Here is a 16,991-nt window from a genome sequence, read left to right as displayed (position 1 = left end):
CCCCGTTCAGGCAGTCCGCCGCCCGAAGCGGGGCATGTTCCAGCCGAACCGCAGCGACAGGTAGCGCAACCCGAAGCAGGCCAGGAGGCCGGGCCAGGTGGCCCAGGCCGGACTCGCGTGGAGGTGGTGCGCCAGCACCACCAGCAGGGCGCCCAGCAGGGCGGCGGAGGCGTAGATCTCCCGCTCCAGCACCACGGCCACCCGGCTGAGGAGCATGTCGCGGAGAATGCCGCCGCCCACGGCGGTCATCATCCCCAGGAGGATCGCGGTCTCGGCGTTGCGGCCCATCCCCAGCGCCTTCTGAGTGCCGGCCACGGCGAACATGGCCATGCCCAGCGCGTCGAAGAGGAGCACCGGGTAGCGCAGGCGCCGCACCCAGCCGTAGGCGCCGATGGTGGCCAGGGCACCCAGGGTGGCGCAGGCCAGGTAGCGCCAGTCCGTCAATCCCACGGGGGGCAGCGCGCCCAGGCAGAGGTCGCGCACGATGCCGCCGCCGCAGGCGGTGACGAAGGCCAGGGCCACGATGCCGAACAGGTCCAGGTCCCGCTGCCGGGCCGCCGCGGCGCCGCTGATGGCGAAGACGAAGATGCCCGCCAGGTCGAGGAACTCGAAGATCGCGCGCTCAGGCATGGTCGGTGGACTCTCCATCGCAGAGCCAGGCCCCGGCCGCGGCCAGCATGGCCTGGAGACCTGTCTTCAGGGTGGGATGCAGCACCGGAGCGAACCGCGACGAATGGTTGCTGGGGATGCGGTTGACCTGCCCCTCGGCCTTCGCCTTGGCGTGGATGCCAGGGTCGGTTCCACCCACGAACCAGAACACGTAGGGCGTCTTCCAGGCGCGGCCAAAGAAGCTGAAGTCCTCGCTGGCCGCCGCGGGCGCCGCTTCGTAGGCCGCCTCCCCGAACTGGGCCTGGAAGACTTTCGCTACCCGGGCCGTGGCCGCGGCGTCGTTCACGGTCATGGGGTAGCTGTTCAGGGGGGTGAACTCGGGCTCTCGCGGGGCGTTCGAGGCCGCGCACTCCGCGCAGCAGATTCGCTTCACCGCGGACAGGACGTGATCGCGGACCCCCTCGTCGTAGGTGCGGATGTTGAGTTTGAGGGTGGCGTCCTCGGGGATGATGTTCTCCTTGGTGCCGGCCTGGAGCGAGCCGATGGTTAGCACCGCGCTGTCCAGGGGACCCACTTCGCGGGAGACGATGGTCTGGAGGCGCAGGACCGTGGAGGCGGCCATGACCACGGGGTCGATGGAGGTCTGGGGCTGGGAGCCGTGAGAGCCGCGCCCGAAGAGCTGGACCTTCAGGCTGTCCCCGGCGGAGAGGATGGTGCCGGCGCGGGTGCTCACCGTGCCCGCGGGGCCCACCATGACGTGCTGGCCCAGGATGACGTCGGGCCGGGGGAAGCGCGCGATCATCCCGTCATCCACCATGGCCCGGGCGCCGCGGCCGACCTCCTCGCCCGGCTGGAACACGGCCAGGAGCGTGCCATTCCAGAGGTCCCTGCGCTCGCTGAGCACCCGGGTCGCGCCCATGAGCCAGACCACGTGCAGGTCGTGGCCGCAGGCGTGCGACACGCCCACCTCCACCCCCTCGTCGTTCATGGCCCGGGCCGTGCTGGCGTAGGGGAGACCTGTGGCCTCCGTGACGGGCAGGGCATCCATGTCCGCCCGTAGCATCACCGTGGGGCCGGGCCCGTTGCGCAGGAGGCCCACCACGCCGGTGCCGCCCACCCCCGCAGTCACCTCGAATCCGTGCCGGGCGAGGTGATCGGCCGCTAGCTTCGCGGTACGCACCTCCTGCATGGACAGCTCCGGATGGCGGTGCAGGTCCTTGTAGATGGCCTCCAGCTCCGGCAGGAGCGTCTCCAGATGGGGATCGAGGGCCTTGGCCAGCGGGTCCATGGAGCCTCCGTGCGCAAGTATCCTGCCCTGATTCCAGATCCGGGTGGGGAATTCCGTGGGATGAAGCGGTTGTCCTTCCGGCGGCAAGCCGTGGCTGGAGGCAGGAGGGTTTCCTTGTAGAATCAAGGGTTCTAGCGGAGTTTCGCCATGCCCTTCCAGCCCCTGACCCAGGAACCCGAGATCCAGCGCCGCTGGCTCGAGTCCGGCGCCTTCCGCGCCAAGCGGGCCTCGGAGCTGCTGCCCGGGTCGAAGACCTTCTACATGCTGGTGATGCTGCCCTATCCCAGCGGGCGCATCCACATGGGCCACGTGCGCAACTACACGCTCGGTGATGTCACGGCCCGCTTCCGCCGGATGCGGGGCTGCGAGGTCATGCACCCCCTGGGCTGGGACAGCTTCGGCCTGCCGGCGGAGAACGCCGCCATCAAGCACGGCATCCACCCCGCCATCTGGACCCGCAAGAACATCGAGGAGATGAAGGGCCAGATCCAGAAGATGGGCATCAGCTACGACTGGGACCGCGAGATCGCCAGTTTCCAGGACGACTACTACCGCTGGAACCAGTGGCTCTTCCTCAAGATGTGGGAGGCCGGCGACGTCTTCCGCGCCATGCGCACCGTGAACTGGTGCGAAGCGCTGGGCACCGTGCTGGCCAACGAGCAGGTGGTGGACGGCAAGGACGAGCGAACGGGCTTCCCCGTCGTGCAGAAGCCCCTGGAGCAGTACTTCTTCAAGACCACGAAGTACGCGGACGAGCTGCTCGAGTGCCTCGATGGCCTGGACTGGCCCGAAAACGTGAAGACCATGCAGCGCAACTGGATCGGCCGCTCCGAGGGCGCGCGCCTGGCCTTCGACTTAGCGGGCGATGGCCAGATCCCAGCGGGTATCCGCCAAGTGGAGGTCTTCACCACGCGCCTGGACACGCTCTTCGGCGTCACCTTCATGGCCCTCAGCACCGAGCATCCCGTCATCGAGAAGGCCGCCGAGACCGACCCCGCGCTGAAGGCCTTCTGCGACCAGGTGGCCTCGGTGAGCCGCGAGGAGCGCCTCACCAGCGACGTGAAGCTGGGCCACCGCACGGCCCTCTCGGTGATCCACCCCTTCACGGGCGAGAAGGTGCCGGTCTTCGCGGCCAACTACGTGCTCATGGACTACGGCACCGGCGCCGTCATGGGCGTGCCCGCCCACGACGAACGCGACCACGAGTTCGCGAAGAAGTACGGCCTGCCCATCCCCAAGGTCATCGAATCGGAAAGCGAATGGGACCTCGGCACCCTGGTGAACAGCGGCGAGTTCACGGGGATGAAGAGCGAGGAGGCCGTCACGGCCATGATCGCCAAGCTCGGCGCGCGCGCCGAGAAGACCACCACCTACAAGCTCAAGGACTGGGGCCTCAGCCGCCAGCGCTACTGGGGCACGCCCATCCCGACGGTGCACTGCCAGGCCTGCGGCGTCGTTCCCGAGAAGCCCGAGAACCTCCCCGTGCGTCTGCCCGAGGACGTGGCCTTCACCGGCCACGGCCCCTCGCCGTTGACGACGTCTTCCTCCTTCCTGGACACGAGGTGTCCAAGCTGTGGCAAGCCGGCCAAGCGCGAGACCGACACCATGGACACCTTCGTGGACTCGAGCTGGTACTGGCTGCGCTACCTGGATCCGAAGAACACGGAACTGCCCTTCGCCAAGGCCGAGAGCGATGCCTGGATGCCCGTGGACCTGTATGTGGGCGGCATCGAGCACGCCACCATGCACCTCATCTACGCGCGCTTCTTCTACAAGGTGCTGCGCGATCTCGGCCTGGCCAGCGGCCCCGAGCCCTTCCAGAAGCTCATCTGCCAGGGCATGGTGCTGAAGGACGGCTCGAAGATGAGCAAGTCCAAGGGCAATATCGTGGATCCCGACGAGGTGATCTCGAAGTACGGGGCGGATGCGCTGCGGCTCTTCATGATCTTCGCCGCGCCCATCGAGAAGGAGATCGACTGGACCGGCTTCGAGGGCATCGAGGGTGCCAGCCGCTTCCTCAAGCGCGTCACCCGCATGGTGGAAGACCATGCGGTGACGGGCGACGCCCTGCCGACCAAGGACCAGCTCGCCCCTGCGGAGAAGACCCTCCTCATCAAGCTCAACCAGACCATCGCCCGGCTCACGGACGACCTGGAGCGCCGCTACCAGTTCAACACCGTGGTCTCGGGCCTCATGGAGCTGTCCAACGCCCTGGGTGACCTGCCCTCGGACGCGCCTCACCGCGGGGCCGTCATGCAACACGCCCTCGACGCCTTCGTGCGCATGATGTCGCCCGTGGCGCCCCACCTGGCCGAGCAGCTCTGGAGCCAGCTCGGCAAGGCCGGCCTCTGCATGCAAGCCGCCTGGCCCCAGGCGGACGCGCAGTATCTGGAGGCCGACGAGGTGCTGGTGGTGGTGCAGGTGAACGGCAAGGTGCGCGGTCGAATCACCGTGTCGGCCCACGCCGGCGAGGCGCAGCGCCGCGAGGCCGCCCTGGCCTGCGCCGAAGCCCAGCCCCACCTGGCGGGCAAGGAGATCGTGAAAGTGGTTCTTCCTCCGGGCGGCAAGCTCGTGAGCATCGTGGTGAAAGGCTGATCCCGTGACCAAGACCCTCCCTTCCGTCGTCGATACCGTCCTTGACCTGGTGGGGAACACCCCCCTTCTGCGCCTGACCCGCTTCGCGCCGGGCCTCCAGCTCTTCTCCAAGCTCGAGTACCTGAACCCCGGCGGCAGCGTGAAGGACCGCATCGGCGTGGGGATGATCAAGGCCGCGGAGGCGCTCGGCCAGATCAAGCCCGGCGTGAGCACCATCATCGAGCCCACGGCCGGCAACACCGGCGTGGGCCTGGCCATCGCCGCCAAGGCCCTGGGCTACCGCTGCATCCTCTGCGTGCCGACGAAGTACAGCCGAGAGAAGATGATGCTCATGAAGGCACTCGGCGCCGAGCTGGTGCTCATCCCCAAGGAGCAGGGCATGAAGGGTGCCATCGCCAAGTGCCAGGAGCTGGCGGCGAGCATCCCCCACGCCTTCGTGCCCCAGCAGTTCGACAACCCCAGCAACCCGGACAGCCACTACGCCACCACGGGCCCCGAGATCTGGCAGCAGATGGAGGGCCGTGTGGACGCTGTGGTGCTGGGCGCCGGCAGCGGCGGCACCTTCACGGGCATCGCCCGCTACCTCAAGGAGAAGAACCCCGCCCTCAAAGCCGTGGTGGTGCAGCCCGTGGGCTCGGTCTACTGCGGCGCCCCGGTGGGTGAGTGGGTGGTGGAGGGCGTGGGCAATGGCTTCATCCCCGCCAGCCTCAACCTCTCCCTGGCGGACCGCATCATCGACGTCGCGGACGCGGACAGCCTGGCCACGGCCCGGGAGCTCATCGCCACCGAGGGCTGTCTGGTGGGCGCCTCCGCGGGCGCCAATGCCTGGGCCGCCCGCGAGTTCGCGAAGACCCTGCCCGCCGGTTCCCGGGTGGTGACGCTCTTCCCCGATGGGGCCGAGCGCTACATGTCCAAGCAGCCCGTGGCCGACCTGGAGCTCTGATGCCGCTCTCGCCCCGGGATCTCGCCGCCTGCCTGCTAGACGCGGGCGCCGTGCGCCTCCAACCTCTGGACCCCTTCACCTGGGCCAGCGGCCTGAAGGCGCCCATCTACTGCGACAACCGCCAGCTCCTGGGCTTCCCTGAGGCCCGCGGCCAGATCGTGGCGGCCCTGGCGGAGCGGGCCGCCAGCTTCGCCCCCACGCTCGTGGCCGGGGCGGCCACGGCGGGCGTGCCCTGGGCGGCCATGGTGGCGGACCGCCTGGGCCTGCCCATGGCCTACGTGCGCCCCACGCCCAAGAACCACGGCATGGGCCGCCAGGTGGAGGGCCCCCTGGCCAAGGGGCACCGCGCCGTGCTCATCGAGGACCTGATCTCCACGGGCATGTCCAGCCTCAAGTGCGCGGACGCGCTCCGGGCCGAGGGCGCCGAGGTGCCGGCGGTGCTGGCCCTCTTCAGCTACGGCCTGCCCCAGGCGGAACAGGCCTTCGCCTCGGCGCACATCCCGTTCGAGGTGCTCGGCTCCTTCCAGGTGCTGTCCGAGGAGGCGGGACACCGCGGCCTTCTGGATGCCGCCGGCCTGGCCGCTCTGGCGGATTGGCGGACCGATACCGTGGCCTGGAGCCGCGCCCGCGGCGGGGCGTAGGCGCCGACCCATCCCGGCGAAAGGCGTGGACAGGATTAACAGGATGAAAAGATGGATTAACAGGACTAAAGAAGAAAAACAGTCCTGTTTTTGCGTCCGTCAGTTGTTTTGAATCCTGTTCATCCTTCCAAATCCTGTTCATCCTGTCTCTGTTTTTCGAGGTCCGATCATGAAGCTGTACACGCGCACGGGTGATGACGGTTCCTCGGGGCTCTTCGGGGGGGAGCGGGTCAGCAAGTCCCACCTGCGCCTGGTGGCCTACGGCACACTGGACGAGCTGAACAGCGTCATGGGCCTGCTGCTGCTCCACGCCACGGCTCCCTGCGCCACGCAGGAGACCCTGCAGCGCATCCAGCACGATCTCTTCGTGCTGGGGGCCATCCTCGCCACCCCGGCCAACCGCCAGGAGTTGCTGGGCGCCCGCATGAGCACCCCCACCTGGGCCCTGGCGGACATGGAGGCAGACATCGACCGCCTGACCGCCCTGGCGCCGCCCATGACGGCCTTCGTGCTGCCCGGGGGCACGTCCGCCTCGGCTCACGCCCACCTGGCCCGCACGGTCTGCCGTCGGGCCGAGCGCGAGGTGGTGGCCCTCACCCACGAGGAGCCGCTGAACCCCGCCGTCCTGGCCTACCTGAACCGCCTCAGCGACTGGCTCTTCGCCCTCGCCCGCGCCGAGAACGCCACCGCCGGCGTGGCGGACATCCAGTGGGTGCCGAAGGACTGACGGCGCCATTCCCGGAGCGGCGGTACATGGCTCGGCCCCCTTCCGGGGGCCGAACTTTGCGGATTGGAGATCCGGGCTAGAAGGAGAACTTCACGCCCACGTTCCAGCGGCGGGGCGGAATCCAGGCGTAGGCCTGGCCCACGCTGAGGCCGCTGAAGGGGAAGTTCTGGGCCGCGGCCACGTCGGTGGCCAGCTGCCGGTTGAAGAAGTTGAACACATCCAGGGAGACCGAGCCCTTGGTCTTCTGCCAGACCTTGAAGTCGTACTGGAGGTGGACATCCATCGTGTCGTAGCGGGGACTCATGTTCTTGCCGAGGGTCTCGGTGTCGACCATGGCTGGGTCCTTTGGGGCGAGTAGCAGCAGGCGGCTGGAGAAGACCTGGCCGTCGCTGTAGTGGTAGCCGGAGACCACATTGTAGGTGGCGCCGATGAGGAAGCCGGAGTCCCACTTGTAGTAGGCGTAAGCCTTGCCCATCCAGTCGAGGGAGCCTTCGAGGCTGCCGTTGTTGTAGCCCAGCCGCGGGTCGAAGCGGGCCAGGTCACCCTGGTAGTCTGCGTTCCCCGAGCTGTTGGAGTTGCCCGTGGCGCGGATGCGGCTGAAGGTGGCGAAACCGCCCCAGTGATCCTGGAGACGGCGGGTAACCGTCAAGTCCACCGTGTTGTAGTAGCGGAAGCCGCCGGGCAGGTTGGCGAGCACGAAGTTCAGGGAACCTCCGTCCACGCGAGCCACGTTCTGGGCGCCTGTGTAGCCGCCACCCGCGAAGTAGTTCGGGTCGATGACCAGGGAACGGAAGCGGTTCACGGCTTTCAACTGCGCCGAGGTCAGCTGGGAGTAGGGGATGGGCACATCGAGCTTGCCGGTCGTGGGATTGGCGGTGTAGAGCCCGTACAGAGACCGTGCTTCGGCCTCCAGGCGATCCGCGCTCGTATAGAGGGTGGGATCCCAGTCCTCGACGATGTCGTAGTCGCGGCGGTAGGTGTAGGTGGCTTCCGCGGTCCAGGCATTGCCGAAGTCCTGGGCGAAGCCCAGACGGAATTCATCGGTCTTGGGCAGCTTGAAGGAATCCGCGAACACGGCGTCCACCGTCTTGCTGCCGCCTCGGGTGTTCTCGGTGACCCACACGCCGGCAAGGCGGATGTCCTCGGTCTGGACCGAGCTGGTGAGGCTCCCGGTGAAGCGCACCATGTCCAGCTTGATGGGGTCGATGTAGCGACCGAAGTAGGCGTAGGCCTTGGTGCGGCCATTGCCCTTCACGTCCCAGGTGACGCCGAGACGGGGTGCCCAGTTCGCGCCGGTCTTGAAGAGGGATTGGCCATTGTCCGCCTTGTATTCGTAGGAATCGAAGCGGATGCCGGGGCTGAAGGTCCAGGTGCCGATCTGCCACTGATCCTGGATGTAGCCGCCCTGGGTCTCCATGCGAGGAGACGAGGTGGCCTTGCTGGCCAGGTTGCGGCGGTAGCCGTAGTAGCCGAGGTAGGGGCGGGCGGGGTCGAAGAGCTCATTGAACTGATAGGCATCCAGCTCGCTCGCTGAAACGATGCCGTCGCCGTTCGAATCAAGTGCGGTGCGGACCGAGTTGTAGTTGCCGCTGTTGATGGCCGTGAGCAGGCGGCTCCCGGTCCCCGGCACGTAGCCCCCGTACGGCGGAATCTTGGGGGTCGTCGAGGTGGCGGCGACGCCCTGGTCGACCAGGTTGAAGGTCGGGCCGTTGCTCCCGGTGGCGGGCGCGTTCTGCGAGGCTGTCAGGTTGTCGTACCAGGTGCCGTTGACGATGAAGATGGTCTGCGTGAGTTCTGATTTGCCCTTCTGGATGCCCAGCTTGAGCGTGTGGTTGCCGGCGGCTTCGAAGAGGTAGGTGAAGTCCACGCGGCCGTTATCCACCTGGTACTTGCGGGCGGTGCCGGCGGAGCCGCCGCCAAAAGTCCGCTGGATGGAGGGGATGGCGACATTGGATTCCAGAATGATCTGGGGACCGAGGTCGGCGCGGAGGGCCTGGGTGGTGTCCGCCTCTTCATGCCGCAGGAAGCGGGCATCGAGGATGAACTTGGACTCCTGCCACGTGTAGGACAGGTTGTAGTTGTTGCCGCCACGCTCGGTCCGGGTGGCTTGGCTGGTCACCACGAGGGGGCTGGCGAGGTTGTCGAAGGTACTGGGATTGCGGTTGAAGCCGCCCACCACCGTGTGGCCCGGGGCGATGGCCCAGGTCAGCTTGAAGAAGTAGCGGGACTCGTCGTTGATGACGGTACTCCGCGTCTCGCCGGGGGTCAGGGTGGCAGAGGGATCTACCTTGGCGGTGCCGTCCTCCTTGACCTTCTGGCCCGAGGCGACGATCCACAGCTTGTCCTTCAGGATGGGGCCGGAGAAGTAAACCGTGGTGTCGTTCAGCTGGGAAGGCACGACGGCCAGGCGATAGCGACCCACGGAGTTCCACCAATCCGACGAGCGGTGGTAGTAGTTGATGCCGCCGCTCCAGTCATTGGATCCGGAGATGGTGGTGGTGTTGGAGAACAGGCCGGCGCGGGCCGTGTACTCGGCCGTGATGGCGCCGGTCTTGATGTCCTGGGCGGCCACCAGCTCGGGGGCGATGGTCGTGCGGTACAGGCCCGACTCCGGGCTGGTCACATCGATGCCATCGATGAGGTAGGTGTTGTTGCGCGCGCCGTTGTTGCCGAAGTTGTCGCGGTTGAGACCGGCGGCCAGCGAGGGATTGCCGCCGACGCTGACGACGCCCGGAGCCAGGTTGATGGTGGCCATCTGGTTGCGGGCCACGGGCAGGCTGGTCAGCTCCTCCTGAGTGAGCTGGGTGCCGGCCGTGACGGTGGTGACGTCCACGGCGCTGATGCTGCTGACCACCTCGACCACCGCCGCGCCCACGGGCGCCAGGCGCGCGTTCACGCTCTGGGTCTGGTCCACGAGCACATCCACCTTCTCGATGGTCGCCGTCTGGTATTCCTTGGCCGTGACCAGGACCCGGAACCTGCCGGGGATGAGGCGCAGGAAGCGGGCCTTTCCGTCATGGTCAGCGACTTCGGTGCGGGCGCCGCCGATCTGGGTGGGGCTGGTGATGGTGACCGTGGCCCCGGGGACGGGCGCACCGGCGGTGTTGGTCACGGTGACGGTGATGCCGCCATCGCCGGCCGCGTGGAGCGCGGCGCCCATGGCCACAAGAAGGGCCGTGGTGCGGGCCATTCGGAAGGGAGAAGGATACATGCAGAACTCCTGGTAGGTGCGGAAGGCCGCACGAGTGAAGGTTGTCGAGACATCGAGCCTGCCTTCGCCTAGACCGCGGCCGACCTCCATCCAGGATTCATGGAGGCGGGACGACAAGCCCCGGAAGTAACAGGACGTCGAGATCGAAAGAGCGGAAAGTGCGATAAGGATAGGACAGGTTCTCGAGTTTCTTCATGCTTTTCTTAGCCTTTTCATGCGTTACATCGCAACGCGATATTAATGAGTCAGGCGACTGAAAGCCCGGGAAATAGAAGGAGATTGATATCGTCTTGTTGAAAGAATAGGCGATTGATACATCATCAATAAGGGTGTGACGCCCAATAAAAACGGGCCCCGAAGGGCCCGTTTTTATTGCGGTCGTGAGTTCCGATTAGAACTGGAACTTCACGCCGAACCGGTAGCGGCGGCCGACCTGCCAGGCGTTGGCAGCACCGTAGCGGACATCAGGGTTGCCGCCCTGGTCCGTCACCTGCTGCAGCTGGCTGGTGGCGTAGCGGGTGTTGAACAGGTTGAACACGTCCACGCTGGGGATCAGCTTGTACTTCTTGCCGATCTTGTAGGCCCAGTCGAGGTGCATGTCCACGTTGTTGAGGGCGGGCGTGCGGCCGGCGTCGCCCTGCTTCCCGTGGGCGGCCACGGCGTCGCCGTAGTAGCCGATGTCGAGGAAGGAGTGGGTGACATCCGATCCGCCGATCCAGTTGCCATCGACATCGTAGTTGTTCGGATCGTTGTAGGCGGCGTCGGAGTTGGCCACGACCGGGTTGCCGCTCAGGGTGTAGACGTTGTTGACGTCCTTGTACACCACATGCGCCGTATCGAAGCCGGAAGCGTAGCCGTTGGTGGTGGAACCGTCATCCCAGGCGCTGTTGGGGGTGCCGCTCTGGTAGGTCCAGTTGACGCCCACGTTCAGGTCGCCGCCGAAGAAGTCGAAGCGGTGGCTGGCGAAGAGCTTGACCACGTGGGTGCGGTCGTTGGGCAGCAGACCCCAGCCCGCGTAGGGGAAGTAGTCGAAGCTGGCGGTGATGTTGCCATCCGCCTGGCCGTTGGAGCTGGACACCACACCCTCGTAGTTGCCTTCCAGGCGGCTCCAGGTGTAGCTGAAGCTGAAGGTGTCGCGGTCGGTCTTCTTGTCCAGGGTGAAGTCCACGCTGGAGTACTTGTTGCCGGCCTTCTCATACCCGGTGTTCGGGATCGTGAAGAGGCCGGTGGCGGGATTGTAGTAGTTCAGGTAATCGACGCCATAGTTGTTCTGCGTGTAGGGGTTGCCCAGGTAGTTCGTGCCACCGCCCTGGTTCAGGAGGACGAGCGTCATGCTCTTGGCGTTGGGACGCCACTGCTGGAAGGCCCCGGGGTTGCCGATGACGGCAGCGCCGGCACCGTAAAGAGGAGCGCCGGTCCCGGAGAGGGCGATGGCCGGACCCTCGTCGTAGGGGTTGCCGTACTGGTCGGTGAACACCATGTCTTCCATGGGGTTCTTCAGCTCGCGGTACTTGGCGTGGACACCCGCGGTCCAGCCGCTGGCGAAGGTGTGGTCCACGCCCAGGATGTACTCATTGCGCTCGGGCAGCTTGGTGCCTTCGGCAATGGGATCGTAGCTGAACGGCGTGCCGTAATCGACGATGCTGCTCGGGGTCGTGCCATAGGTGTAGGCGCCCGTGGCGTTGTTGTAAGAGGAGTTGGTCCTGCTGTAGTTGTAGCGCAGGTAGGTCTCGTTCGCGTAGACGCGGATGGCCATGCGCTGCGGGATCTGCTCGAAGTACTTCGCGTAGTTGCCGCTGACCTTGGTCTTGCCGTCCTGGTTCACGTCCCAGGTGAAGCCCAGGCGGGGCTGCACGTAGTCCTTGAAGTCGTCGAACTTCATGAAGGAGCGGTCGTGGAGATCCCGCTGGTCCTGGGTCTCGAAGCGGAAGCCATACATGAGCTTGACGCCGGCGCCCACATCCCAGGTGTCCTGGGCGTAGACGGCATTGATGATGGCCTTCACGGTGGCGTTGGTGTGGAGGAACTGGCGGTTCAGGCCATTGAAGGCCGTGGGGGTGGCGGCGCGCGACGCACTGATCGAGACGCGCTCACCACCGGAGGTGGCGGCGATCTCCGTGTACTTGGAGGTGAGCTGGGACAGACCGAACTTCATGTTGTGGTTGCCCACGAACCAGCTCAGGTCCACGCGGGCCTGGGTGGTCTGAGTCTTGTCCTCGCTCACGTAGTAGCCGGCGCCGCCACGGACGAAGGCCAGGCCGCTGCGGGCATTGGGATCGCCGTTGAGGAAGCCGGGACCGTTCTGCTCCCACTGGTAGTCGGTCACGCGGACGGAGGTGGTGTCCGTGGGATCGATGGTGGTCTTGTACTGGGTGGAACCGAGCTTGGCGCTGAGGAACAGGCTGGGGCTGATGTTCCAGTCGTAGTTCAGCACGAAGTTCTGGACGGTATCCTTGCGAGTGCGGCCCAGCTGCGCGTTGCCCAGGGTGCCGGGGTACTGGTTCGGGAAGTCGTCCTTCCCGTCATTGACGTTGGCCGAGAAGGTGATCTGCTGGTCCTGGGTGATGTACCAGTTGATCTTGCCGATGACCTGGAGGTTGTCGATCGTCTGCTTGCCATTGCGGAGGCCGCTGAGGTTGGGCAGGTTGTTGCTTTCGTTGGACTCGGTCTTGGCGGCGTCGACGCCCAGGAAGAAGAAGAGCTTGTCCTTGATGATGGGACCGCTCACCTCGGCGCCGAGGTCGTAGCGGCTGTTCGGGGGATCCTGCTTGAAGTAGTCGTTCTTCTTGGGCACGGCCTGGATGCCGATGGCGTCCCAGGTGGCCCAGGCGGAGCCCTTGAAGGCGTTGGTGCCGGACTTGGTGATGGCGTTGATCACGCCGCCGAGGGCGCTGAACTCGGGCTTGAAGCCGCCGGTCTGGACTTCCACCTGGTCGATGAATTCGGTGACGAGGGAGGCGCCCTGGTAGCCGCGGGCCGTATTCGTGGTGGAGAGGCCGTCCACGACGTAGCTGTTCTCAGCGGCGGAACCACCGCCGATGGAGGGGTCGTTGCTGCCAGGCATCCCGCCGGCGACCACACCGGGGGCCAGCATGGCCACGGTGCTCATGTCGCGGCCCTTGGGGATGGAGGACAGGTTGTCCATGGAGGTCACCAGACCCGTCTGGGTGGTGGTGGTGTCCACTGTGGCGGTGGTGCCGAGCACCTCGACCACGGTGGCCGCCTCGGAGGCCATCTTGATGTTGACGGGCTGGGTCTGGTTCACCAGGACGTTGAGGTTCTGGGTGAACTTCTGAAGACCCGACTTGGTGACTTCGATGGTCCAGGCACCGGGGTTCAGGAGGCCGAGGCGGAAGGAGCCATCGGCGCCCGTCACCGCCTGGCGGGTGGTCTGGGCGGAGGTCAGGCGGACGGTCGCACCAGCGATCGGGGCGCCCTTGCCATCCGTCACCGCGCCGCTGACGGCACCGGTGGTGGCCGTCTGCGCGTGCGCGACGATGCCGCTCCCGGCGACGATGGCGGCGGCTGTGAAGCCCAGCCGGGTTAAGACACGATTCATAGAAACTCCTTTTGGGGGGAAGGCGGCAATGCCGCATGGTGCAGGTAAAAAGCGGGGGAGACCGGGGTCGAGTGGAGGTAAACAAGTCCGCCGCAGGGTCTGCGGCGGGGGCGGTTCCGAATTCGGAGGACTGCCAAAGAGCGGGGACGAGTGTCGAAAGGATAGGTCAGGTTCCAAGAACTTTACAAATAAATTTGACCTTGAGTCTGGGAATACAGGCATCGTAACACGATGTTAATGGGTCTAGACCTTTCGATAGGTTTTCCTTAGTACATAAGGAAAGAGGCCCTTGCGGGCCTCTTTCCGAAAGCGGCGTTCCCGATTAGAAGCGGAAGCCGGCGGATGCGGTGATCGTACGGGCCGTGCCGTAGCTGAGGTAGCTGCTGGGCTGGCCGTAGCCAGAGGCAGCCACCCAGGGGGAATTCACACTGCCACCGCGCACGGCCTGGGGAGCGGCATTCCAGGCAGTGTTGAAGGTGACGAGCTGCTGGTGGTTGAACACGTTGCCGATGACCACCTTGCCGAAGGCCGTCACGTCCTTGCCCGCCACCTTGAACAGGGGGAAGTCGTGGGTGATGGCCAGATCCAGGTAGGAGGCGGCGTTGTAGACGCCGGCGCCGCGCTGCTGATCCATGTACTGGGTGGCGGTGCCCCCGAACTGGCTGCTGAGGTTGGTCAGGTAGGGGTTGTTGGTGTCAGTGATTGCGCGGGTGGGATCGTAGTTCGGATCCGCAACCGTGCTCGTGCCGCCCAGGGCCCGACGGGTGATCGAACGGGTGTTGCTGTAGTGGGAACCGGAGTCGAAGCGGTAGACCAGACCGATGGAGGTCTTGCCGTACGAGTTCAGGTAGGTGCGGTTGCCCGTGACGCGCATGCGGATGGGCACGTGGCCGAAGAGGTAGCCTTCGGGGGTGCTCCAGTTGCGGTCGTAGAGGGTCACGCCGTCCTGGACGTTGAAGTTGTTGAGGCCCTCGCCGCGGCCGGGGGTGTTGGTGCCCTCACCCTCGTAGTTGCCCTTGAGCTCGCTCCAGGTGACGTTGCCCAGGAAGCTCCACTCGTTGCGGTTGTAGCTGCCCTCGAGCTCCAGGCCCTTGTACTTGCGCTGGGCATCCGGATTGTTGTCCCACACGCGGATGTAGATGGGGGTGCCCGTGGGATCGGACACGGTGCCCATGTTGCCCACGCTGAAGTCGATGAGGTTCTTCCACTTCTTGTAGACGCCGGTGACCTTGACGTAGCCGTCCCCCATGGGGCCGTAGTTGAAGGAGTAGGCGTAGCTGCCCTGCACTTCATCCACGGTGGGGGCCTTGAGGTTGCTGCTCAGGCGCACATTCAGCTTGGGGTCGTTGTAGTAGGTGGGCGTGCCGCCGATGTCGTAGAGGGACAGGTCCTGCAGGGCCGTCAGGCTCATGGGCTGGAAGGGCCCGATGTAGGCGTAGTCGATCTCGGTGGGGTTGCCCTGGCTGGTGACGGAGTTGGTGATGCCCTCCAGCACCTTGGCGTTGTAGCGGGCGTAGCTCAGGCCGAAGATGTGCTTGCTGTCGCCGAACAGGTCGTACTTCAGGCCCAGGCGGGGGGACAGGCCGTCGGCGCCGGCGGTCTCGGTGCCGCCCTCGTTCTTGGCCTTGTACTTGTCGAAGCGCAGGCCCAGCTGGAAGTTCCAGTGCTGGTTGAGGCTCCACTTGTCGTTGACGTAGAGGCCGTAGGAGTAGTTCTTGGCAGAGCCGGACCCGCTCTGGTAGGTCCAGACGTCGGCGCCAAAGGCCTGGCGGGTGGCCAGGTTCAGGCCATAGACGCCGAAGATGTAGCCGGTGGGCGTCTGCTCGTTCTTGGCCTGGCGCTTGCCCTCGTAGTAGTCGATGCCGAAGTCGGTCTGGTGGCTGCCGGCGGCATCCCAGAAGAGGCTGGCCTTGACGTTGTAGGTGCGGTTGTCGCGCTCGTCACCGCCGTCGGCGCTGTTGAAGATGCCGTTGTTGCTGTAGCCGCCGACACCGTAGGTGTAGAAGGGGCTCTCGCCGTTGGGCGAGCCGCCGGCGGAAAGGTTCTGCTTCTTGTTGCCGATGTTCAGTTCCGTGGTGAAGTTGGTGGCCCAGGCGGCGCGCCAGGACAGCTTCCAGAACTCGCTGGTGTTGATCTGGGGCACCAGGGAGCGCAGTTCAGCCGCGGAATAGTTGCGGTTGATCTGGTTGGTGCTGGAGTTCATGAACGACGCGATGACCGTGTGGTCCTGGTTGACGGACCAGGTCAGCTTCGCCTGCCGGCGGATTTCCTTGGAGGTCGCGGTGTAGCCCGCGTTCAGGCCCTCGGGTCCGTTCAGGTTGGTGCCGGCGGGCCAGAGGCCGTAGACGTCTTTCTGGTTGACGGTGATGGCGCCGGCGGTGGCCTGGTCCGTCTTGAAGAAGGAGGCGGCGAACCACAGGCGGTCCTTGAGGATGGGACCGCTCAGGAAGAGGGTCTTCTCTTCGTTGAGCACGTTGTTGATCTTGGCGCGGTCCTGCATGGGAGCCGTGGCGTTCCACGCGGCGTTGCTCAGTTCCCAGCGGAGAGAGCCGGAGAACTCGTTGCCGCCCGAGCGGGTGATGGAGTTGATGACGCCGCCGTCCACGTCGCCGTACTCGGCGGACATGGCGCCGGTGATGACCTGGGTCTCTTCGATGGAGTCATCGATGGTGCGGACGCCGCGGTTGTTGTAGGCGTTGTCAGCGATGTTCTGGCCGTCCAGCAGGTAGAGGTTGCCGGAGGTCATGGCGCCGCGGATCTGCACGCGACCGCCCACGCCGGCCGTGACGCCGGGGGTGAGGAGGGCGACGCCTTCCATCGTGCGGGCGTTGGGCAGGAGATCGACGGTGTCGTTGCGGTAGTTGCTGGCGGTCTTGACGTCAGTCTTGTCCACGGCGGGAGCGGCGGCGACCACTTCGACCACGGCGCCACCGGCCTTGCTCAGGGTGACCTTGGGGCTGAAGGTCTGGTCGATGCCGAGCTGCTCGGTGATCTTCCGGGTCTCGAGGCCGTCCTTGGTGTACTGGATGGTGTAGAGGCCGGGAGGCAGCAGGCGGGCGATGAACTTGCCCGTCGCGTCCGTGACGTAGGTGCGGACGCCCTGGAGGGCGGGGGAGGTGAGGCGGACGGTGACGCCTGCCACGGGGGCGCCAGCGGCGTCGACCACCGTGCCGGTGATGTTCGCCGTCTGGGTGCCCTGCGAGTACAGCGCTGCCCCGCCCAGGGCGATGAGGGCCGTGAGGCGGCCCAGGCGGTTGTTCAAGAGATGCATTGCATCCTCCGAAGACCAGAGCCGGACAGGGCGGCTCTGCGTTGAAAAAACATCCGCGATCTCCGTGGGCGCCCGGGGAATTGCCCAGGCATCGGGGACGGCAGAAGGCATTAAAGGGGAGAAAGATCAGAGCACGATGATGCGGCC

The 16,991-nt window shown here is 65.9% G+C and carries 9 protein-coding genes; 4 read left to right on the top strand and 5 right to left on the bottom strand.

The features are described from left to right. Positions 1 to 6: 6 nt before the first annotated feature. Positions 7 to 630 (bottom strand): trimeric intracellular cation channel family protein, encoded by a 624-nt coding sequence (locus MLG87_RS10430; RefSeq protein ID WP_243295117.1) that lies wholly within the window; start codon positions 628 to 630, stop codon positions 7 to 9. Next, positions 623 to 1,897 carry an amidohydrolase gene (locus MLG87_RS10425; RefSeq protein ID WP_243295116.1) on the bottom strand — a complete coding sequence of 425 codons (1,275 nt, stop codon included), beginning with the start codon at positions 1,895 to 1,897 and terminating at the stop codon, positions 623 to 625. The genes MLG87_RS10430 and MLG87_RS10425 overlap by 8 nt, the downstream gene beginning before the upstream one ends. A 147-nt stretch (positions 1,898 to 2,044) precedes the next feature. Between MLG87_RS10425 and leuS the strand changes: the two genes are divergently transcribed. The 4 genes from leuS to MLG87_RS10405 all read left to right on the top strand — a co-directional run bounded on the left by leuS (position 2,045) and on the right by MLG87_RS10405 (position 6,803). Beyond that, positions 2,045 to 4,492: a leucine--tRNA ligase gene (gene leuS, locus MLG87_RS10420; RefSeq protein ID WP_243295115.1), complete on the top strand. Its 2,448-nt coding sequence runs from the start codon at positions 2,045 to 2,047 to the stop codon at positions 4,490 to 4,492. Between the two features lie 4 nt (positions 4,493 to 4,496). Beyond that, positions 4,497 to 5,435, top strand: a complete 939-nt coding sequence (locus tag MLG87_RS10415) for a PLP-dependent cysteine synthase family protein (RefSeq protein WP_243295114.1) — start codon at positions 4,497 to 4,499, stop codon at positions 5,433 to 5,435. Further along, the gene (gene pyrE, locus MLG87_RS10410; protein ID WP_243295113.1) at positions 5,435 to 6,076 is read left to right on the top strand and encodes an orotate phosphoribosyltransferase; all 642 of its coding nucleotides are present in this window, start codon (positions 5,435 to 5,437) and stop codon (positions 6,074 to 6,076) included. Before MLG87_RS10415 ends, pyrE begins: the two co-directional genes overlap by 1 nt. A gap of 169 nt (positions 6,077 to 6,245) precedes the next feature. Further along, complete coding sequence (locus MLG87_RS10405) at positions 6,246 to 6,803, top strand: cob(I)yrinic acid a,c-diamide adenosyltransferase (protein ID WP_243295112.1); 558 nt, start codon at positions 6,246 to 6,248, stop codon at positions 6,801 to 6,803. A 76-nt stretch (positions 6,804 to 6,879) separates the two neighbouring features. Here the strand turns inward: MLG87_RS10405 and MLG87_RS10400 are convergent, their stop codons facing one another. The 3 genes from MLG87_RS10400 to MLG87_RS10390 form a co-directional block, all read right to left on the bottom strand. Then, the gene (locus MLG87_RS10400) at positions 6,880 to 10,014 is read right to left on the bottom strand and encodes a TonB-dependent receptor (RefSeq protein WP_243295111.1); all 3,135 of its coding nucleotides are present in this window, start codon (positions 10,012 to 10,014) and stop codon (positions 6,880 to 6,882) included. Between the two features lie 391 nt (positions 10,015 to 10,405). Then, positions 10,406 to 13,573 carry a TonB-dependent receptor gene (locus MLG87_RS10395; RefSeq protein WP_243295110.1) on the bottom strand — a complete coding sequence of 1,056 codons (3,168 nt, stop codon included), beginning with the start codon at positions 13,571 to 13,573 and terminating at the stop codon, positions 10,406 to 10,408. A gap of 322 nt (positions 13,574 to 13,895) precedes the next feature. After that, positions 13,896 to 16,844 (bottom strand): TonB-dependent receptor, encoded by a 2,949-nt coding sequence (locus MLG87_RS10390; protein ID WP_243295109.1) that lies wholly within the window; start codon positions 16,842 to 16,844, stop codon positions 13,896 to 13,898. Positions 16,845 to 16,991 lie beyond the last annotated feature (147 nt).

This window comes from Geothrix mesophila (genome assembly GCF_022808835.1).
GTDB lineage: Bacteria > Acidobacteriota > Holophagae > Holophagales > Holophagaceae > Geothrix > Geothrix paludis.
The sequence above is the reverse complement of the archived record's forward strand: the minus strand, read 5'-3'. Positions and strand labels throughout refer to the sequence as shown.